Source organism: Streptomyces sp. NPDC005017 (assembly GCF_042873115.1).
Taxonomy (GTDB): domain Bacteria; phylum Actinomycetota; class Actinomycetes; order Streptomycetales; family Streptomycetaceae; genus Streptomyces.
In genome coordinates this window covers 103,796-123,235 of the sequence record NZ_JBIALD010000015.1, presented here as the reverse complement: position 1 = coordinate 123,235, position 19,440 = coordinate 103,796, and the positions used below count along the sequence as shown (strand labels likewise).

Here is a 19,440-nt window from a genome sequence, read left to right as displayed (position 1 = left end):
ATGGTGACGTTTGCGCAGGCGCAGGAGCGCGCCGAGGAGTGGGTCAACGGGGATGTTCCCTCGTATCAGCATCGTGAGGTGCGGGTGCGGGAGTTCGGGCTCGGTTTCGTGGTGTGGGCGGAGGACCGTGCGGACGGTCCGCGTTCGGACGGTGGTGCGCAGCGGCTGGTGATCGCCCGTGACAGTGGCGAGGCGACGCTGTGGCCGGGGCTGCCGGTGGGTGAGGTGATCCGCCGGTACGAGGAGGAGTACGGGGTGAGTGCGGAGGCGGCGGACGCGCCGCCGCCGGCTGCCGCGCGGGTGGATCTGAATCAGACGTCGTTCCTGCTGACTCCGCCGGAGTGGTTGCAGGAGGCGGCGGACCGGATGGGGATTCCGGATCGTCGTGAGGGCGGCGGGCCGGGTGGCGCTGGGGCTTCGGGCGCGAGTGCGGGTTCGGGTTCGGCCGGTCCGGGTGGTGCCGGTGCTGGTTCGGCCGGGTCCGGTGCGGGTTTCGCGGGTGCCGGTTCGGCCGGGGGTTCGGCGTTGCCGGAGACGCAGGCCGGGGTGCCGTTGGCCCGGACGCAGGCGGGGGTGCCGGTGGGCGGTGCGCCCGCGGGTGGTGCCGCTGTTCCGGGTGCCGGTACCGGTGCCGGGGCTGGGGCTTCGGTGCCCGGACCGTCGGTGCCGGGAGCGACTCCGTGGGCGGGTACGGACACCAACGCCGATGCCGGTGAGGACCGTTCGGTTCCGCTGCCGGAGACGGTGTTCGCCCCGCCGCTGAGCGGGATGGACGACGAGACGCCGCCGCCGGTGGCGCCGGAGGCCAAGACGGCGCTGATCTCGGGTGGCAGTCAGCTGCCGAGGACGACGATCGAGCCGGCGCTGCGGAACCCGAACGCGCCGGGCGCGCACGCTCCCGGTGCGTCGCAGGGCGGCACGCCTCCGCCGGTGCCGGGTACGCCTCCGTACGGCTATCCGCAGGGCCCGGGGAGCGCGGGTGGTGCCCAGGGTGCCGTGCCGCAGCCGCCCGACGGTCCGGGTGCGCCGGGCCGGCTCGCGCCGAACGCCGGTGACATCGCCGACGCGGCCACCAGCAAGGCCACGCCGCCGCCGCGCCGGGCGCGGGGTGGTGCGACGCCGCCTCCGCCGCCGGGTGTGCCGGGGGCGCCGGGCGCGCGGCCCGGGGGTCCGGTGCCGCCTCCGCCGGGCGTGCCCGGGGTTCCGGGGGCGCACGCTCCTGGCGTGCCGCAGGGCGGCACGCCTCCGCCGGGCCCTGCCGCGCCGGGTGCTCCCGGTGTTCCCGGTGCGGGGACGGGCGGGTACATCCCCACGCAGCTCATGTCCGCGCTGGGCCCCGACGGCCCGCAGGTCGCGGGCGGCCCCGGTGCGCCGCAGCCGCCGGGCACACCTGGCCCGCCGCCGGGCGGTGTCCACCACGCGGCGACGATGCTGGCCGACCCGGGCCGGGGCGGCACGGGCGGGGGCGCTCCGCAGCCTCCGGGTGCCCCCGGTGCCCCTGGTGCCCCCGGTGCTCCGGGAGTGCCGAACGCGCCGCAGCCTCCGGGTGCGCCGGGCATGCCGGGCACGCCCGGCGCGGGTCACGTCCCGGGTGCTCCGGGTGTGCCTGGTGCGCACGGCTCCGCGGGCGGTCCGCAGGGTGCGGTGCACCACGCGGAGACGATGCTGGCGGGCCCCGCGGTCGGCGGCCCCGGTGTGCCTCCGCCGCCGGCCCCCGGTGCTCCCGGTATGCCTCCGGGTGCTCCCGGTATGCCGCCGGGTGCGGGCGCTCCGCAGCCGACGGCTCCGGGCGGTCCGGGGACGCCGCCTCCGGCGTACGGCTATCCGCAGCAGCCGCCGGCCGGGCTGCCGACGGTCGGGCCGGGTTATCAGGCGGTGCTGCGCTACCGGGCGCAGGACGGTTCCGAGCAGCAGCTGATCCGGCGTTCGGCGCCGGGTACGCCGCACCCGGAGTGGCAGATCTTCCATGAGCTGCGGGCGATGAACGTGCCGCCGGACCAGGTGCTGGAGCTGCACACGGAGCTGGAGTCGTGCGAGCTGCCGGGGGCGTACTGCGCGCGGATGATCCGTGAGCAGTGGCCGCAGGCGCGGATCACGAGCATCGCGCCGTACGGCACGGACCATGCGAGCCGGCAGCAGGGCATGCGGCAGTTGCTGGCGCATCAGGGCGAGTTGCACCAGGTGGCGGACGGTCCGGCGCGGCCCGCTCCGGTGCGGGCGCCGTTGCCGGTAGTGCAGCCGTTGCCGCCGGTGGCGCCGGAGGCCGTGGCGCAGGAGCTGGCGGCGGCGTTCGGGCCGGGGGTGTTCCGTTTCGAGCAGGCGGCGGTGTCCCGGCAGGGTGTGCCGCCGGTGGTGGCGCACACGCTGGTCGTGGCGGGGCTGCCGCTGGACATGGGCCCGTTCTTCTGGGCGCAGGCGCAGCCGGGGCGGCCGGTGCCGACGCTGGCGGAGCTGGCGGCGGAGCGGGGTGTGCAGCCGGCCGCGGACGCGGGGTCGTACCTGGTGATGGGTACGGACTTCGGGCGGGCGGTCTGTGTGCAGTACGGGACGGCGCACATCGTCGCGGTGCCGGTGGAGGCGGGGCCCGGTGGGGCTCCGGTGCCGCCGCAGTTCGTGAACAGCGGTCTGCCGGAGTTCGTGCGCTGTCTGGCGCTGCTGGGCCGGATGTGGCGGCTGCGGTTCGGGCTGAACCAGGAGCAGGCGGGCCGGTGGACGGTGGACTTCCAGGCGCAGCTCGCCTCGCTGGACCCGGCGGCGCTGGGGTCGCCGGAGAGCTGGTGGTCGGTGCTGCTGGAGCAGATGTGGGACGGGCTGCTGTGATGTCCCGCCGCTGACGGGCGGTGCGCGCTCGGGGCGTGCGCGGAGGGGCCGGACCGGGTCGCTGGATTGACCGGTCCGGCCCCTTGCGCTTGGTCCACGTAACTTATGTGCGGAGTGTCGCGTTACGAACACTTCCGTCGGATCCATCAAGATGTGCGCGAAATCGAAAAGCACGAGCGCTCGATCGAAAGCGTTCGTGTGTGGCGGGCGCACGTCGTCGTGCCCAGGTGGCGTGTGCGGGTCGGCGGAGAGGGGTTCCAGGATGAGCAGCGCACCGGTGTCGCCGCATGGCTTCGTGGCCGTCCGGGGGCGCGGTTACCGCCCCGCGCAGGTGGAGCGGTTCATGGCGGTGCTGTGCCGGGACCGGGACGCCGCCTGGGAGCGGGCCGCCCGGCTGACGGTACTGGCCAAGGAGATGGAGGCCGGGGCCGAGCGGCTGCGCGAGACGGTCGCGGGGCTCGCGCCGCAGACGTACGACGCGCTCGGGGAGCGGGCCCGGCGTCTCTTCCAGCTCGGGGTGGAGGAGGCGGCGGAGCTGCGCGAGCGGGCGCGCGGCGCGGCGCACGAGGAGCTCGCGCGGGCCGAGTCGGACGCCGAGGGCGTACGGGAGCGGGCGGGCGAGGAGGCCGAGGCGGTGCGCGCGGAGGCCGAGGAGCGGGCCCGTCAGCTGCTGCTGCTCGCGCGCGCCGAGGCGGACGAGGTGCGGGTCGGCACCCGTCGGGAGGTCAAGGAGCGGCGCGGCGAGGCGCTGGCCGTTCTGCGTGACACGCGGCACCGCAGCGCCGCCCTGCTCGCCGGACAGGAACGCGAGCACGCCGAACGACGGGCTGCCGCCGAGCGTGAGGAGCAGGAGCGGTCGGCCGCTCTCGACGCCCGGCACGCCCGGCTCGTGGCGCGCGCGGAGGCGGCGCTGTCCGAGGCGAAGCAGGCGTTCGCGGAGGCCGAGGAGTCCGCGCGCCGTCGGCAGGAGGAGGCACGCGCGCGTGCCGCCGAGGTTCTCGCCGAGGCCCGGCTGCGCGCGGACCGTATTGCCCGGGAGACCGAGCGGGTCCTGCGCGAGCACGGCGAGCGCTGGGACGACGTGCACGCGCACATGGACCATGTCCGCACCAGCCTGGCGTCCCTGACGGGCGGCAGGCTGCCGGCGGAGTAGTGCGTGGGGCGGGGTGCGAGGGTGCGGGCCGGGTGTCAGTTCTTCCTGACGGCACCCGCCAGGATCCATCCCTCGACCGCCTCGTACTGGCGGCGCTGTTCGGCGGCCTTGCCGCGGCCGGAGGCCAGGGTGCCGAGCCAGCCGAGGGCGAAGCCGAGCGGGACGGTGACGATCCCGGTGGTGGTGAAGGGGAAGAAGTTGAAGTCGGCCTCGGGGAAGGCGGAGTGGGGGGAGCCGGAGACGAGGTTGGTGCCCGGCAGCAGCAGGAAGACGGAGAGGGTGCCGCCGACGAGGGTCCACAGCAGGCCGGTGCGGGTGTAGCGGCGCCAGAAGAGGCTGTAGACGAGGGCGGGGGCGAGCGCGGAGGCGCCGACGCAGAAGGAGACGGTCACCAGCGGCTGGAGGCTGCGGTGCTGGACGAGGGTGGCGAGCAGGACGGCGGGGATGCCGACGGCGAGGGCGGAGATCCGGGCCAGGGCCATCTCCTGGCGGCCGGAGGTCTCGCGCCTGAAGGTGGCGTAGACGTCGTGGGCGAGGGAGTTGGCGCAGGCGAGGATCATTCCGGCGACGGAGGCGAGCAGCGTCAGGAACAGGGCGGTGGTGACGGCGGTGAACAGGAAGGTCTCGGCGGTGGACACCTCGGCGCCGAACGCGGCCTGGGAGCCCAGCAGATAGGCGGAGTTGCCCTGCGGGTCGGCCTGGGCGAGCGCGGCGCGTCCGATCAGGGCGGTCGCGCCGAAGCCGACGACGGTGATGACGAGGACGAACAGGGCGACGGTGGACACGGCCCAGGACATCGAGCGGCGCACCTGGCGGGCGCTGGAGGCGGTGTACATGCGCATGGTGACGTGTGGCAGGCAGGCGCCGCCGAGGACGACGGCCAGCTGGGAGCTGACCATGTCGAGCTCGGGGTACGGGCCGCCGGAGAACTGGAGTCCGGAGCGCAGGAAGGCGTCGCCGACACCGCTCTGCGCGGCGGCGGCGCCGAACAGGGCGCCCGGGTCCCAGTCGAAGCGTTGGAGTATGAGCGCGGCGACCACGGCGCCGGAGCCGAGCAGCATCACCATCTTCACCGTCTGGATGAAGGCGGTGCCCTTCATGCCGCCGATGGCGGCGTAGCTGATCATGAGGGCGCCGACGCCGACGATGCAGCCGGTCTGCACCGATTCGCCGGAGAAGCCGAGGATGAAGGAGAGCAGCTGTCCGGTGCCCGCGAGCTGCACCAGCATCAGCGGCAGCAGTGCCGCGAGGGTGACCAGGCTGGCGGCGATGCGTACCTTGCGGCCGGGCATGCGGCGGGCGAAGGCGTCGCCCATGGTGAACCGGCCCGCGTTGCGCAGGGGTTCGGCCAGCAGGAACATCAGGAGCATCAGCGACAGGGCGGTGCTCAGGGCGAGGACGACGCCGTCGTAGCCGTAGAGGGCGATCACTCCGCCGGTGCCGAGGACGGTGGCGGCGGAGATGTAGTCGCCGGCGATGGCGAGGCCGTTGCGCATGGGGGACAGGGAGTTGTAGCCGGTGTAGAACTCGTCGAGGTCGTCGCGGTCGGGGCCGGTCATGACGCACAGCAGCAGGGTGACGGTGGCGACGGCGGTGAACGCCATCAGGGACAGGGTCTGGCTGGTGTCGCTGAGGCCGTTCATCGGGTGGCTCCCCGTTTGGCGTCGAGGCGGGCCTGTTCCCGGATGCGTGCGGCGATCGGGTCGAGGTAGCGGTGGGCGGTGTGTTCGTACAGGACGATCGCCAGCCAGGTGACGGGGACCTGGACGAGGGCGAGGAGCAGTCCGACGGGGAGGCCGTCGGTGACGGTGCCGGCCATGAAGCCGGGGGCGAACGCGGACAGGAGCAGGAACAGCACGAAGTAGCCGAGCGCGGTGAGCGTGGCGGTGCGGCGCTGCCAGCGGTAGGCGCCGCGCAGGATGCGCAGGTCGCTGTGGTGGCCGAGCGGGGCGTGCACGGGGGCGGGCCGCTCGGGTGGGGGCTCGGGGGCCGGTGCGGGCTGCCAGGGGTAGGTGGGGCCCTGTTCGCCGTACCGGTGCCCGCCGGGGGCGGGGTGGGGGCGGCCGCCCTGGCCGCTGTCGCCGCCGTAGGGCTGACGGTCGTAGGGCTGGCCGCCGTACGGCCGGCTGTTTTGGGACTGGTTGCCGTACGGCCGGCCGCCCTGGGGCCGGGTGCCGTAGGGCTGGTCGTCGTAGGGCTGGCTGCCGTACGAGCGTCGTGCGGGGGTGGGGGGAGTGAACGGGGGTCGGGTGGGCGGTGGGCCGGTGTTCGGGTACGACGGGGAGGAGTCGTAGGACATCCCGGGGCTCCTTGCGCGGCTCGGGTCCGTGGCGGCGGACCGCAGGGAGTGGGGGGCGCGGTCCACGCACGTTACTCGCCGGGAACTTATTGTGCGAGGGTTTCGGCAAACCGATTGGTCGGTAACCGTTTCCCTCGCTGACCTGCGGTGTTACCGCCGTTAACTCGGACTTTTGGCGGCCCCGCCCGGTCCGTCCGGCCGGTCCGCGAGCTCGCCGGGCCCGCTCCCCGGGTCCGCGGGCAGCACCGGGAACCGCCGCGGGGCGACGAACAGCAGCACCGCGAACGCCACCGCCGCGGCGACCGCGGCGCCCAGATACACGGCGTGGACGGCGTCCGCGACGGCCCGGCGGGACGCCTCCGCGGCGGCGCCGGAGCCGAGCGCGTGGCTCACCGAGTCGAGGTCGCCCGCGCCGCCGAGCCGGGCGGCGAGCACACCGTTGGCGACGGCGCCGAAGACCGCGGCGCCCGCGGTCTGCCCGGTCTGGCGGCAGAACAGGACCGAGGCGGTGGCGGTGCCGCGCTCGGACCACCCCACCGTCGACTGCACCCCCACGATCAGCGGCAGCTGGAAGAATCCCAGCGCCCCGCCCAGCAGCAGCATCAGCAGCGCCGGCTGCCAGGCCTCGCCCGGGTAGGGCAGGAACGGGAAGGCGGACAGCACCAGCGCGGCCGTGCCGATGCCCACCAGGGCGGTGTCCCGGAAGCCGATGCGCCGGTACAGGTGCTGGCTGTGCGCGGCGGCGACCGGCCAGCTCAGCGTCCACACGCTCAGCACGAACCCCGCGGCGACCGGGCCGAGACCCAGCACGGCCTGGGCGTACGTCGGCAGGAACACCGTCGGCGCCACCATCAGCAGACCGAGCGCCGCGAGGGCGAGGTTCACCGCGGCGATGGTGCGCCGCCGCCACACCCAGCCCGGGATGATCGGCTCGGCCGCCCGGCGCTCCACGGCGACGACCACACCGGCCAGCGCCAGCCCCGCCGCGAACAGGGCCAGCGAGGGCGCCGACAGCCACGGCCAGGCCACCCCGCCCTGCACCAGCGCGGTCAGCAGGACCCCTCCGCAGGCGAACACCGCCAGCGCGCCCGCCCAGTCCACGCGCGCGCGTGGCGCGGTGTCGCGCACGGGCTCGTGCAGATGACGGACCAGCAGCCACAGCGCGAGGCCGCCGACGGGCAGGTTGACCAGGAAGATCCAGCGCCAGTCGGCGTACCCGGCGAGCAGGCCGCCGACCGCGGGCCCGGTCACCGCGGACACCGCCCACACGGTGGACAGCCTGGCCTGGATCTTCGGGCGCTCCTTGAGCGGGTACAGGTCCGCGGCGAGGGTCTGCACGGTGCCCTGGAGCGCGCCGCCGCCGAGCCCCTGGACGATGCGGAAGGCGATCAGCGCGCCCATGTCCCAGGCGAGCGCGCACAGCAGGGAGCCCAGCAGGAACAGCACGGCCCCGGCGACCAGCACGGGTTTGCGGCCGAAGGTGTCGGAGAGCTTGCCGTAGACGGGCAGGGTGACCGTGACGGCCAGCAGGTACCCGGAGAACAGCCAGGAGAAGACGGAGAAGCCGCCCAGGTCCCCGACGATCTGCGGGACGGCGGTGGAGACGATCGTGGAGTCCAGGGCGGCCAGCGCCATCGCCAGCATGAGCGCGGCGACCACGGGCCCGCGCCGCCCCGGCGGCCCGTCCTGGTGCGCTGTGTCGGTGGTCGCGGGTCTCTCGGTGCCCACGTGTCGTCCTCCCGGTTCGCCTCGCGGCGGTCGTTGCCCCTTGCACTCATCTGTTGGCCGACAGCTTCCCACTCGAGCCCGACGCGGCGGCAGGGCGGAGGCCGAGGGCGACCGGAGGACTACTCCGGCCCCCAGGAGAACTCCGCCGTGCGGCGGACTCCCCTAGGGGTATCTCCGTACTTCGGTGCGGGGAGGGTTCGTCCCGCCGGAGGACGAGACGGCGCGGGCCCCGTCCTTAACCTGGTCCTACGTCGACAGGGGCGGCCCACCACACCTTCGGGGGTGGGGTTTTCCCCCGGTGAAGACGGGGCCCGGCACCAGCGCGCCGGACCCCTCCCGGGGGCCAGACTCATCGGCGTAAGAGCGATTCCGGCCGGCCACCTCGGCACCGAGGGACCCGGACGACCGGCCAATGACCGACTTAGGAGACATACCGTGACTTCGGCTGTGACCATTCCCGGGCACAAGAGCACTGGAGGGCGTACGGCCGTCGCCGCGCGGGCGCGACAGGTCGTCAAGGCGTACGGGTCCGGCGAGACCCGGGTCGTCGCCCTGGACCACGTCGACGTGGACATCGCACGCGGGCAGTTCACCGCGATCATGGGCCCCTCGGGCTCCGGCAAGTCCACCCTGATGCACTGCCTGGCCGGGCTCGACACCGTGACGAGCGGTCAGATCTACGTGGACGACACGGAGATCACCGCCCTGAAGGACAAGAAGCTCACCCAGCTGCGCCGGGACCGGATCGGCTTCATCTTCCAGGCCTTCAACCTGCTGCCCACCCTGAACGCCCTCGAGAACATCACGCTCCCGATGGACATCGCCGGCCGCAGGCCCGACAAGGCCTGGCTGGACCGTGTGGTGGAGACCGTCGGCCTCGCGGGCCGGCTCAAGCACCGCCCCACCCAGCTCTCCGGCGGTCAGCAGCAGCGGGTCGCCGTGGCCCGCGCGCTCGCCGCCCGGCCCGAGATCATCTTCGGCGACGAGCCGACCGGAAACCTCGACTCGCGCGCCGGCGCCGAGGTCCTCGGCTTCCTGCGCCGCTCGGTCGACGAACTCGGCCAGACCATCGTCATGGTCACCCACGACCCCGTCGCCGCCTCCTACGCCGACCGCGTGCTCTACCTCGCCGACGGCCGGATCGTCGACGAGATGCACAACCCCACCGCCGACCAGGTGCTGGACCGCATGAAGGACTTCGACGCCCGGGGGCGTACGTCATGACCGTGCTCAGGACCTCGATGCGCAACTTCTTCGCGCACAAGGGAAGAATGGCCCTGTCCGCGGTGGCGGTCATGCTGTCGGTGGCGTTCGTGTGCGGCACGCTCGTGTTCACCGACACCATGAACACGACGTTCGACAAGCTGTTCGCCGCCACCTCCTCCGACGTCAGCGTCACCCCGAAGGGCGCCTCCGACACCGGCGAGACCACCGCCGACAACGGCAAGCCGCCGGTCATGCCGGCCTCCGTGGCCGACAAGGTCCGCACGGTCGACGGGGTGAAGTCGGCCGAGGGTGCCGTCTTCTCCACCTCCGTCACCGTCGTCGACGCCGGAAAGGACAGCCTCTCGCCGTCCAGCGGCGCCCCCACCATCGTCGGCAGCTGGAACGCCAACGAGGCCCGCACCATGAAGATCTCCTCCGGCACCGCGCCGGAGGGCGCCGGCCAGGTCATGGTCGACGCGGACACCGCCGACAAGCACGGCCTCGCGCTCGGCGACCCGATCTCCGTGATCACGGCCGTCGGCACGCACAGGGCGAAGATCTCCGGCATCGCCGACTTCACCGTCACCAACCCCGGCGCCGCGATCTTCTACCTCGACACCCCGACCGCCCAGCGGGCCCTCGTCGGCGAGAGGGACGTCTACACCAACATCAACGTCACCGCCGCGGCCGGCCTGAGCGACGAGCAGGTCAAGAAGAACATCGCGGCCGCCCTCGACGGTGACTACAAGGTGCAGACCGCCGAGGAGGTCGCCGACGCCAACGCCGCGGACGTCGGCGAGTTCATGAACGTCATCAAGTACGCCATGCTCGGTTTCGCCGGGATCGCGTTCCTGGTCGGCGTCTTCCTGATCATCAACACCTTCTCCATGCTGGTCGCCCAGCGCACCCGTGAGATCGGCCTGATGCGGGCCATCGGATCGAGCCGCAGGCAGGTCAACCGGTCCGTGCTCGTCGAGGCGCTGCTGCTCGGCGTCGTCGGCTCCGTCCTCGGCGCCGCCGCCGGTGTCGGACTCGCCATCGGGCTGATGAAGCTCATGGGCCTCATGGACATGAACCTGTCCACGGACGACCTGACCATCGCCTGGACCACCCCCGCGATCGGTCTCGCCCTCGGCGTCGTCGTCACCGTCCTCGCCGCCTACCTGCCGGCCCGCCGCGCGGGCAGGATCTCCCCGATGGCCGCCCTGCGCGACGCGGGCACCCCCGCCGACGGCAAGGCCGGCCTCGTCCGCGCCCTCATCGGTCTCGTCCTGACCGGCGCCGGCGCATTCGCCCTCTACCTCACCACCACCGTCGACAAGGCCGCCGAGGGCGCCCAGTTCCTCGGCCTCGGCATCGTCCTCAGCCTCATCGGCTTCGTGGTGATCGGCCCCGTCCTCGCCGGCGGCGTCGTACGGGTCCTCAGCGCCGTACTGCTGCGGATGTTCGGACCCGTCGGCCGCATGGCCGAGCGCAACGCCCTGCGCAACCCGCGCCGCACCGGCGCCACCGGCGCGGCCCTGATGATCGGTCTGGCCCTGGTCGCCTGTCTGTCCGTCGTCGGCTCCTCGATGGTCGCCTCCGCGACCGACGAGCTCGACAAGAGCGTCGGCACCGACTTCATCATCGGCAACGACAGGGGCCAGCTCCTCACCCCGCAGGCCGTGCAGGCCGTCAAGGACACACCGGGTCTGGCACACGTCACCGAGTACCGGACGCTGCAGGCCGACCTGCGCACACCGGACGGCAAGACCCTGAAGGACACCGGCCTCACCGCCGCCGACCCCACCTACGCCAAGGACCTGCGCGTCGAGACGGTCCAGGGCGACCTGGCCGACGCCTACCGGCCCGACTCGATGTCGGTCCACGAGAAGTTCGCGGAGGACCACGGCGTCCGCCTCGGCTCGAAGATCGCCGTCTCCTTCGGCGACGGCGACACCGCGCAGCTCACCGTCCGGGCCATCACCAGCTACGACGCCGTGATCGACAAGGGCTCCATGTACATGGCGATCACGACGGCCGCCGAGTACGTGCCGGCCGAGAGGATGCCGCTGGACCAGATCGTCTTCGCCGCGGCGAAGGACGGCCAGGAAGCCGCTGCCTACAAGGCGCTCAAGGCCTCCCTGGAGAACTACCCGCAATACCAGGTCCGAGACCAGACCGACTACAAGGAAGCCCTCAAGAACCAGGTCGGCCAGCTGCTCAACATGATCTACGGCCTGCTCGCCCTGGCGATCGTCGTCGCGATCCTCGGTGTCGTGAACACCCTCGCCCTGTCGGTGGTCGAGCGGACCCGGGAGATCGGCCTGATGCGAGCCATCGGCCTCTCGCGGCGCCAGCTGCGCCGGATGATCCGCCTGGAGTCGGTCGTCATCGCCCTCTTCGGCGCGCTGCTCGGCCTCGGCCTGGGCATGGGCTGGGGCGCCACCGCCCAGCAGCTCCTCGAACTGGAGGGCCTGAAGGTCCTGGAGATCCCGTGGCCGACGATCACGGCCGTCTTCATCGGCTCGGCCTTCGTCGGACTCTTCGCCGCCCTGGTCCCGGCCTTCCGTGCAGGCCGGATGAACGTCCTGAACGCCATCGCCACGGACTAGCCGCCCGCCGGCCACGAGCCACCGCACACGGGGGTTGCGGGGGAAGGGGCCCGGCCCGGAGTCACCTCGACTCCGGGCCGGGCCCTCGCCCCGTCGCACGCCGTCCAGGTGGGCGGGGAACTGCGTGAACCTCGCAACGGGCCCGCAGCCGCGGAGGTGCCCTTCAGGGGCGCGGGGAACTGCGCAAGAACGACACCGGACCCGCAGCCGCAGCCAACGCCCGGCCACCGCGGACGCACGCTTCAGGGGCGCGGGGAACTGCGCGAAACCCGCAACGGGCCCGCAGCCGCGGAGGTGCCCTTCAGGGGCGCGGGGAACTGCGCAAGAACGACACCGGACCCGCAGCCGCAGACAACGCCCGGCCACCGCGGACGCATGCTTCAGGGGCGCGGGGAACTGCGCGAACCCCCCAACGGACCCGCAGCCGCAGACGAAGCCCAGCCACCCACGGCGCCCGGCGACCTCAACACAAGGTGGGCCCGCCCCCGTCGACGTACTCTGGGAACCCCGGCCCGCCCCGCGCGTCGGGCCCTTCGTGTTGCCCACCCCGGACGGAAAGCCCCTCCATGAGCCTGCACGGTCTGCTCGACGCCGTCGTCAAGGACACCGCCCTCGCGGAAGCGATCAGCGCCGCCGCGGACGGCAACCGCATGCACACCGACCTCGTCGGCCCCCCGGCCACCCGCCCCTTCGCGGTGGCCGCCCTGGCCCGCGAGAGCGGCCGCACGGTCCTCGCCGTCACCGCCACCGGCCGCGAGGCGGAGGACCTCGCGGCGGCCCTGCGCTCGCTGCTGCCGCCGGACGGCGTCGTGGAGTACCCCTCCTGGGAGACGCTGCCGCACGAGCGGCTCAGCCCGCGCAGCGACACCGTCGGCCGCCGCCTGGCCGTGCTGCGCCGCCTCGCCCACCCCCGCGCCGACGACCCCGAGACCGGCCCGGTCTCCGTCGTCGTCGCCCCCGTGCGATCCGTGCTCCAGCCACAGGTCAAGGGGCTGGGCGACCTGGAGCCCGTCGCCCTGCGGACCGGGCAGAGCGCCGACCTGAACCAGGTCGTCGAGGCCCTCGCCGCAGCCGCCTACGCGCGCGTGGAACTCGTGGAGAAGCGCGGCGAGTTCGCCGTACGAGGCGGCATCCTCGACGTGTTCCCGCCCACCGAGGAACACCCCCTGCGCATCGAGTTCTGGGGCGACGACGTCGAGGAGGTCCGCTACTTCAAGGTCGCCGACCAGCGCTCCCTGGAGGTCGCCGAGCACGGCCTGTGGGCGCCGCCGTGCCGCGAACTGCTGCTGACCGACGACGTCCGCGCCCGCGCGCAGGCCCTCGCCGAACAGCACCCCGAACTCGGCGAACTGCTCGGCAGGATCGCCGAGGGCATCGCGGTGGAGGGCATGGAGTCCCTCGCGCCCGTCCTGGTCGACGACATGGAACTGCTGATCGACGTCCTGCCCAAGGGCGCCATGGCCGTCGTCTGCGACCCGGAGCGGGTGCGCACCCGGGCCGCTGACCTCGTGGCGACCAGCCAGGAGTTCCTCCAGGCGTCCTGGGCCGCCACCGCGGGCGGCGGCGAGGCGCCCATCGACGTGGGCGCGGCCTCCCTGTGGTCCATCGCGGACGTCCGCGACCGGGCCCGCGAGCTGGACATGATGTGGTGGTCGGTGTCGCCGTTCGCGGCGGACGTCGAGCTGGAGGCCGACACCCTCAAGCTCGGCATGCACGCCCCCGAGACCTACCGCGGCGACACCGCCAAGGCGCTCGCCGACACCAAGGGCTGGCTCGCCGACGGCTGGCGCACCGTCTTCGTCACCGAGGCCCACGGCCCGGCCGCCCGTACCGTCGAGGTGCTCGGCGGCGAGGGCGTCGCCGCCCGCCTGGAGACGGACCTCGGCGAGATCGAGCCGTCGGTCGTGCACGTGGCCTGCGGGTCCATCGACTACGGCTTCGTCCACCCCGCGCTGAAGGTCGCCGTCCTCACAGAGACCGACCTGTCCGGGCAGAAGGCCGCCGGCAAGGACGGCACCCGCATGCCCGCGCGGCGCCGCAAGACCATCGACCCGCTCACCCTGGAGCCGGGCGACCACATCGTCCACGAGCAGCACGGCGTCGGCCGCTACATCGAGATGGTCCAGCGCACCGTGCAGGGCGCCACCCGCGAGTACCTCGTCGTCGAGTACGCCCCCGCCAAGCGCGGCCAGCCCGGCGACCGCCTCTACATCCCCACCGACCAGCTGGAGCAGATCACCAAGTACGTCGGCGGCGAGGCCCCCACCCTGCACCGGCTCGGCGGCGCCGACTGGACCAAGACCAAGGCGCGCGCCAAGAAGGCGGTCAAAGAGATCGCCGCCGACCTGATCAAGCTCTACAGCGCCCGGATGGCCGCCCCCGGCCACGCCTTCGCCGGCGACTCGCCCTGGCAGCGGGAACTGGAGGACGCCTTCCCCTACGCGGAGACGCCCGACCAGCTGACCACGATCGCCGAGGTCAAGGAGGACATGGAGAAGTCGGTCCCGATGGACCGCCTGATCTGCGGCGACGTCGGCTACGGCAAGACCGAGATCGCGGTCCGCGCCGCCTTCAAGGCCGTCCAGGACGGCAAGCAGGTCGCCGTGCTGGTGCCGACCACGCTGCTGGTGCAGCAGCACTTCGGCACGTTCAGCGAGCGGTACGCGCAGTTCCCGGTGAGCGTGAAGGCGCTGTCCCGGTTCCAGACGGACAGCGAGGCGAAGGCCGTCCTGGAGGGCCTTCGCGAGGGCTCGGTGGACGTCGTCATCGGCACCCACCGGCTGTTCTCCTCCGAGACCAAGTTCAAGGACCTCGGCCTGGTCATCGTCGACGAGGAGCAGCGCTTCGGCGTCGAGCACAAGGAGCAGCTGAAGAAGCTGCGCGCCAACGTCGACGTCCTGACGATGTCCGCGACCCCCATCCCGCGCACCCTCGAGATGGCCGTGACCGGCATCCGTGAGATGTCCACGATCACCACGCCGCCGGAGGAACGGCACCCGGTGCTGACCTTCGTCGGGCCGTACGAGGAGAAGCAGATCGGTGCCGCTATCCGCCGCGAACTGCTGCGCGAGGGCCAGGTCTTCTACATCCACAACCGGGTGGAGTCCATCGACCGGGCGGCGGCGAGACTGCGCGAGATCGTCCCCGAGGCGCGGATCGCGACCGCCCACGGCCAGATGTCGGAGTCGGTGCTGGAGCAGGTCGTCGTCGACTTCTGGGAGAAGAAGTTCGACGTCCTCGTCTCCACGACGATCGTCGAGTCCGGCATCGACATCTCCAACGCCAACACCCTGATCGTGGAGCGCGGCGACACCTTCGGCCTGTCCCAGCTGCACCAGCTGCGCGGCCGTGTCGGCCGTGGCCGTGAGCGCGGCTACTCGTACTTCCTCTACCCGCCGGAGAAGCCGCTGACGGAGACCGCCCACGAGCGGCTCGCCACCATCGCCCAGCACACGGAGATGGGCGCGGGCATGTACGTGGCGATGAAGGACCTGGAGATCCGCGGCGCGGGCAACCTCCTCGGCGGCGAACAGTCGGGCCACATCGCGGGCGTCGGCTTCGACCTGTACGTCCGGATGGTCGGCGAGGCCGTCGCGGACTACCGGCGGCAGCTGGAGACGGGGGAGATCGAGGAGGAGCCGCCGCTGGAGGTCAAGATCGAGCTTCCCGTCGACGCGCACGTCCCCCACGACTACGCGCCCGGCGAGCGGCTGCGCCTCCAGGCCTACCGGGCCATCGCCTCCGCCAACTCGGAGGAGGACATCAAGGCCGTCCGCGAGGAACTCGTCGACCGCTACGGCAAGTTGCCCGAGCCGGTGGAGAACCTGCTGCTGGTGGCCGGGCTGCGGATGCTCGCACGGGCCTGCGGGGTCGGCGAGATCGTCCTTCAGGGCGCCAACATCCGTTTCGCGCCGGTGGAGTTGCGCGAGTCCCAGGAGCTGCGGCTGAAGCGGCTGTACCCCGGGTCCGTCATCAAGCCGGCCGCGCACCAGGTGCTGGTGCCGCGTCCGAAGACGGCGAAGGTGGGCGGGAAGCCGCTGGTCGGGCGGGAGTTGCTGGGCTGGGTGGGGGAGTTCCTGGCGGCGGTGCTGGGGTCGTAGGCGCGGGGCATGCGGGGCGGCGCGCCGGGCGGTGAGGGCGGTTGCCGGCCCGGGTGAGGCCGGGCCGCCGGGCCTCGCCGTGCTGTCCCCCGGCCCGCGGCGCACCGGCCGCCTCGCCGGGCCTCCGCCGTGCCGTCCCTCGGCCCCCGGCGCACCGGCCACCTCGCCGGCCTCCCCGGCGACCCGTGGATGGGTCGCGGTGCTGTCGTCCGGGCTGCTGCCGTCGGGGACGACGTCGGTGATCGGCAAGGCGGAGGGCCTGTCGGCAGGCCCGGGGGTCTGCCGGCCAGGCCCTGGTGCGCGCCGGGGGCGCGAGGGCGGCGGGGCGGCCGGGACCCGGGGCCGGGCCGTCCGGGCGCCGCCGGATGTGATCCGTGAGGCTCAGCCCCTACGGCTGCTGCCGCTGGTCGGGCGGGTTGTCGCGGTCCATGCCGAGCCTCTGCTCCATCTGCTGCTGAGCGGAGTCGATCTGGCTCTCGTGCTTGTTGCCCGTCCTCTCGTTGGCCTTGCGCTCGGCCATGTCGGACATGTCCTGGGCCTTGTCCTGGGCCGCCTTGTGGTGCTTGAACCTGTCGAAGATGCCCATCCAGAGCTCCTTCCGAGGGTGACTCAGAACCGACGATACGCTCGACTTGTCTGATATGTGCACTTAGGCCCTATATGGTCTGGACCTCTCGCCCGCTACCGTGGCGTGCAGACAAGGGTGTTCCAGGAGAGGGCGCGGAGTGGCACGTCCAAGGGGTGGTGTCGTCGGTGCGGCGGCGGTGGCGACGGCCGCCGTGCTGCTCGTCTCGGGGTGCGAGGGCCTCGGAGAGGGCGGGTCCTCCGCCGGATCAGGACCGGCAGCGCCGGACGGACGGGCCGTCACCCCGCTCAGGAACCCGGACGGCACGAAGGCCGGACTCGCGCCCGTGACCACCGGGCAGGACAAGACCGCCGCCCGCGAGCTCATCGAGGAGCTGCGCACCAAGGGGCGGGGGCCGAGGACGGGATACGAGCGCGACAGGTTCGGCTACGCGTGGATGGACACCGCGGAGGGGGTGCCACTGGCGAGGAACGGCTGCGACACCCGCAACGACCTGCTGCAACTCCACGGACGCAACGTCCGGTTCCGGTCCGGCTCCGACTGCGTGGTCGTCTCGATGGACCTGTACGACCCCTACACCGGCAAGGACATCGCCTGGAAGAAGGCGAGGGCCACCGAGGTGCAGATAGACCACGTGGTGCCGCTGTCGTACGCCTGGCAGATGGGCGCGGCCCGCTGGGACAAGGACAAGCGGGAGCAGTTGGCCAACGACGCACTGAACCTGCTCCCGGTCTCGGGGCGCACGAACTCCGCCAAGGGCGACTCGGGCCCGGCGTCCTGGCTGCCCCCGAACAAGGCGATCCGCTGCTCCTACGCCGTCCGCTTCGCGCAGGTGGCCCTCAAGTACGACCTCGCGGTGACGGCGGCCGACAGGACCATGATGCTCGAGCAGTGCGGGGCCTGAACCCCTAGGCCCGGCAGGCGGGTTCGGGGCGACAGCAAGCACCTCGACCCCCGCACGCCCATGGAGGAGTACGCGTTCCGGGTGCGCGCCGACGGTCTGCCGCACGACCCCCGGCTGCGGACGCCCGCCCGCGCGGGCGCCGCCGTGGAGTCGGTGGCGCCCGCGTCGATGACCGTGGCGGCCTCGCTGGAGGAGCGGCGCGGCCGGACCGGCCTGCCCTTCGGCACGGAGGGCGAGGTCCGGGTGCCGGACGCGCCGGCCCCGGTGCGCTGCTCGCCGGCACACGGGCACGCGGTGTACGTCGAGCCGAACGTCTGGACGCGGCGGGTGTTCTGACCCCTGCGCCGGACCTCAGCCCAGGTCGTCGAGGTCGAGGATCTCGCCCGCGGGCCTCTCGGCCGCGACCGGCTCGTCGTAGTCGCTGAAGAGGAGGCTGCCGGCCTCGTCGGCGGACCGGTTGTCGATCCGCAGGACGTACGGCGTGCCCTCGGTGGCGACGTAGAGGGTGGCGGTCTCCTTGCCGTCCTTCTCCTGGAGGGCCAGGGCCGGGCTGCCGCCGACGGTGGTGGTGGCGCCCCGGGTGGCGGAGGAGGTCTCGCCGCCCGTCCCGGTGTCGTCGCCCAGCAGGGTGTCGAGGTCGCAGAGGCCGCCGATCTCCGAGGCCTCGGAGTCCTCGGCCGTCGTCGTCCAGGTCCCGGCGAGCATGTCCACGGCCGCCTCGACGTCCTCCGCCGGCTCGCCCTTCATCTGGGCGCGCAGGAACGCCTCGTCGTAGCGCATGTAGACCGTGCCGCCGGTCTTGATCAGGTCGGTCCTCCCGCCGTCGGCGCTGAGCGTGCCGACGCAGTCGCCCTTCTTGTCCAGGGCGAGGTCGATGGTGAGCGGGCCGCCGGTGGTGTCGTCCCGCATGTCGCCCTTCACCCGTACCGACCGGGCGGCGGTGGTCGCCTCGAAGGCCTTGTCCACGATCTCGCCCGCGGAGAGCCCGGGGAACGGCTCCCTCGCGCGGGGCGCGGCCGTGGCGGACGACGGGGCGGCCTTGTCCGACTTGCCGGCCTGGTCGGTGTCGTCGCCGGAACAGCCGGTCAGGACGACGGCGGTCGTCGCGGCGAGGCAGAGAGCGGTGAGTGTGGTGCGGCGCATGGCTGTTCCTCGGGGGTGGTGGTGCGGGTGTGGGGTGGGGGTGAAGCGAGGGTGGGGTGGGGCGTGCGGTGCGGGGGTCGGGCGTGCGGGGTGGCGCGCGGTCTCGCCGTGCCCCGGGGTGAGGGCCGTGTGCACGGTCCGGCCGGGCGGGTCGGGGACGCTCCCGGACCCGCCCGGCCGGGTCAGGCCTTCTTCCAGTCCTGGCAGCCGGAGGTCTTGAAGTAGGCGTCCGAGGCGCTGATCGTCACGACGGCGCTGCCGGAGACGTTGTCGTTCGCGAGGATCGAGTCGATGGAGTGCTCGGCGTCCTTGGTGCGCTCCCAGTAGCACATGTCGTCCGTGTTGCCGGTGGACTTGTAGGTGCCCGGGGCGATGTCGACGCCGACCTTGAACATGCCGCCGTCGCCGGCCATCGACGTCGCCGCACTGCCGCCCTTCGCCTTCGGGTCGACGGCCTCCCAGTCGCCGCAGTCGCTGGACGTGAACAGCTTGTCGGTCGGCTTGACGGTGACATAGCTGGTACCGCTGACGTTGTCGTTCGCCAGCAGGGAGTCCACCTCGCCGGAGGCGTCCTTGGCGCGCTCCCAGTAGCACATGGCGTCGGTGTTGCCGGTGCTGCGGTAGGTGCCGGGCTTGATGTCGCCGCCGACCTGGTACTCGCCGTCGCCGTCGAGGGAGGGCTTCTTCTGCTCGGCGGCCCCGGCGCCGCCCGGCTTCTTGCCGGCGGAGACGGAGGTGCCCTTGTCGTCGCCCTTGGTGGACGAGCCGCCGGTGCCGCTCCCGTTGTCACCGGCGTTCGCCGAGACCGCGCCGATGACGACGACACCGACGACCGCACCCAGCGCGATCTTGCCCTTCATGCCCATGGCAGTTCCCCTCCCCGTAGCAGTGACCGCCTCTGATCGGG

The 19,440-nt window shown here is 73.0% G+C and carries 12 protein-coding genes and 1 pseudogene; 7 read left to right on the top strand and 6 right to left on the bottom strand.

All coding sequences use genetic code 11. The annotated features are described in order from the left end of the window. Together ACFYR0_RS23185 and ACFYR0_RS23180 are read left to right on the top strand one after the other, a co-directional pair. The gene (locus tag ACFYR0_RS23185; protein WP_389331124.1) at positions 1–2,820 is read left to right on the top strand and encodes an SUKH-4 family immunity protein; all 2,820 of its coding nucleotides are present in this window, start codon (positions 1–3) and stop codon (positions 2,818–2,820) included. 262 nt (positions 2,821–3,082) lie between these two features. Continuing rightward, the gene (locus tag ACFYR0_RS23180; RefSeq protein ID WP_389331121.1) at positions 3,083–3,973 is read left to right on the top strand and encodes a cellulose-binding protein; all 891 of its coding nucleotides are present in this window, start codon (positions 3,083–3,085) and stop codon (positions 3,971–3,973) included. Positions 3,974–4,008: 35 nt separating this feature from the next. On the opposite strand, the gene ACFYR0_RS23175 is transcribed toward ACFYR0_RS23180, so the two are convergent. The 3 genes from ACFYR0_RS23175 to ACFYR0_RS23165 form a co-directional block, all read right to left on the bottom strand. Further along, a complete protein-coding gene (locus ACFYR0_RS23175) occupies positions 4,009–5,616 on the bottom strand; it encodes a cation acetate symporter (RefSeq protein WP_389331118.1) in 1,608 nt (535 codons plus the stop codon). Then, positions 5,613–6,272 (bottom strand): DUF485 domain-containing protein, encoded by a 660-nt coding sequence (locus ACFYR0_RS23170; protein ID WP_389331115.1) that lies wholly within the window; start codon positions 6,270–6,272, stop codon positions 5,613–5,615. Before ACFYR0_RS23170 ends, ACFYR0_RS23175 begins: the two co-directional genes overlap by 4 nt. A gap of 159 nt (positions 6,273–6,431) precedes the next feature. Next, positions 6,432–8,000, bottom strand: coding sequence for an MFS transporter (locus tag ACFYR0_RS23165; RefSeq protein WP_389331112.1), 1,569 nt, complete (start codon positions 7,998–8,000; stop codon positions 6,432–6,434). A 435-nt stretch (positions 8,001–8,435) separates the two neighbouring features. Between ACFYR0_RS23165 and ACFYR0_RS23160 the strand changes: the two genes are divergently transcribed. The 3 genes from ACFYR0_RS23160 to mfd all read left to right on the top strand — a co-directional run bounded on the left by ACFYR0_RS23160 (position 8,436) and on the right by mfd (position 15,900). After that, positions 8,436–9,224, top strand: coding sequence for an ABC transporter ATP-binding protein (locus ACFYR0_RS23160; protein WP_389331109.1), 789 nt, complete (start codon positions 8,436–8,438; stop codon positions 9,222–9,224). Further along, positions 9,221–11,800 carry an ABC transporter permease gene (locus ACFYR0_RS23155; protein ID WP_389331106.1) on the top strand — a complete coding sequence of 860 codons (2,580 nt, stop codon included), beginning with the start codon at positions 9,221–9,223 and terminating at the stop codon, positions 11,798–11,800. The genes ACFYR0_RS23160 and ACFYR0_RS23155 overlap by 4 nt, the downstream gene beginning before the upstream one ends. Positions 11,801–12,366: 566 nt before the next feature. Continuing rightward, a complete protein-coding gene (gene mfd, locus ACFYR0_RS23150) occupies positions 12,367–15,900 on the top strand; it encodes a transcription-repair coupling factor (protein ID WP_389331103.1) in 3,534 nt (1,177 codons plus the stop codon). 388 nt (positions 15,901–16,288) lie between these two features. On the opposite strand, the gene ACFYR0_RS23145 is transcribed toward mfd, so the two are convergent. After that, positions 16,289–16,486 (bottom strand): antitoxin, encoded by a 198-nt coding sequence (locus ACFYR0_RS23145; RefSeq protein ID WP_389331100.1) that lies wholly within the window; start codon positions 16,484–16,486, stop codon positions 16,289–16,291. A 139-nt stretch (positions 16,487–16,625) separates the two neighbouring features. Between ACFYR0_RS23145 and ACFYR0_RS23140 the strand changes: the two genes are divergently transcribed. Together ACFYR0_RS23140 and ACFYR0_RS23135 are read left to right on the top strand one after the other, a co-directional pair. Then, positions 16,626–17,390, top strand: coding sequence for an HNH endonuclease family protein (locus ACFYR0_RS23140; RefSeq protein WP_389331097.1), 765 nt, complete (start codon positions 16,626–16,628; stop codon positions 17,388–17,390). Between the two features lie 21 nt (positions 17,391–17,411). Beyond that, positions 17,412–17,726: pseudogene (locus tag ACFYR0_RS23135) on the top strand (N-acetyltransferase); the annotation flags it as partial. 15 nt (positions 17,727–17,741) lie between these two features. Here ACFYR0_RS23135 and ACFYR0_RS23130 read toward each other — a convergent pair. Next, entirely contained in the window at positions 17,742–18,533 is a 792-nt protein-coding gene (locus ACFYR0_RS23130; RefSeq protein ID WP_389331095.1) for a hypothetical protein, read from the bottom strand. A gap of 182 nt (positions 18,534–18,715) precedes the next feature. Continuing rightward, a complete protein-coding gene (locus ACFYR0_RS23125) occupies positions 18,716–19,399 on the bottom strand; it encodes a hypothetical protein (RefSeq protein WP_389331092.1) in 684 nt (227 codons plus the stop codon). Between the last annotated feature and the right edge of the window lie 41 nt (positions 19,400–19,440).

Bases quoted from the DNA above. Each gene is read 5' to 3' on its own strand.
- ACFYR0_RS23185 (WP_389331124.1), top strand. From the start codon at position 1: ATGGTGACGTTTGCGCAGGCGCAGGAGCGCGCCGAGGAGTGGGTCAAC.
- ACFYR0_RS23180 (WP_389331121.1), top strand. From the start codon at position 3,083: ATGAGCAGCGCACCGGTGTCGCCGCATGGCTTCGTGGCCGTCCGGGGG.
- ACFYR0_RS23175 (WP_389331118.1), bottom strand. From the start codon at position 5,616: ATGAACGGCCTCAGCGACACCAGCCAGACCCTGTCCCTGATGGCGTTC.
- ACFYR0_RS23170 (WP_389331115.1), bottom strand. From the start codon at position 6,272: ATGTCCTACGACTCCTCCCCGTCGTACCCGAACACCGGCCCACCGCCC.
- ACFYR0_RS23155 (WP_389331106.1), top strand. From the start codon at position 9,221: ATGACCGTGCTCAGGACCTCGATGCGCAACTTCTTCGCGCACAAGGGA.
- mfd (WP_389331103.1), top strand. From the start codon at position 12,367: ATGAGCCTGCACGGTCTGCTCGACGCCGTCGTCAAGGACACCGCCCTC.
- ACFYR0_RS23145 (WP_389331100.1), bottom strand. From the start codon at position 16,486: ATGGGCATCTTCGACAGGTTCAAGCACCACAAGGCGGCCCAGGACAAG.
- ACFYR0_RS23130 (WP_389331095.1), bottom strand. From the start codon at position 18,533: ATGCGCCGCACCACACTCACCGCTCTCTGCCTCGCCGCGACGACCGCC.
- ACFYR0_RS23125 (WP_389331092.1), bottom strand. From the start codon at position 19,399: ATGGGCATGAAGGGCAAGATCGCGCTGGGTGCGGTCGTCGGTGTCGTC.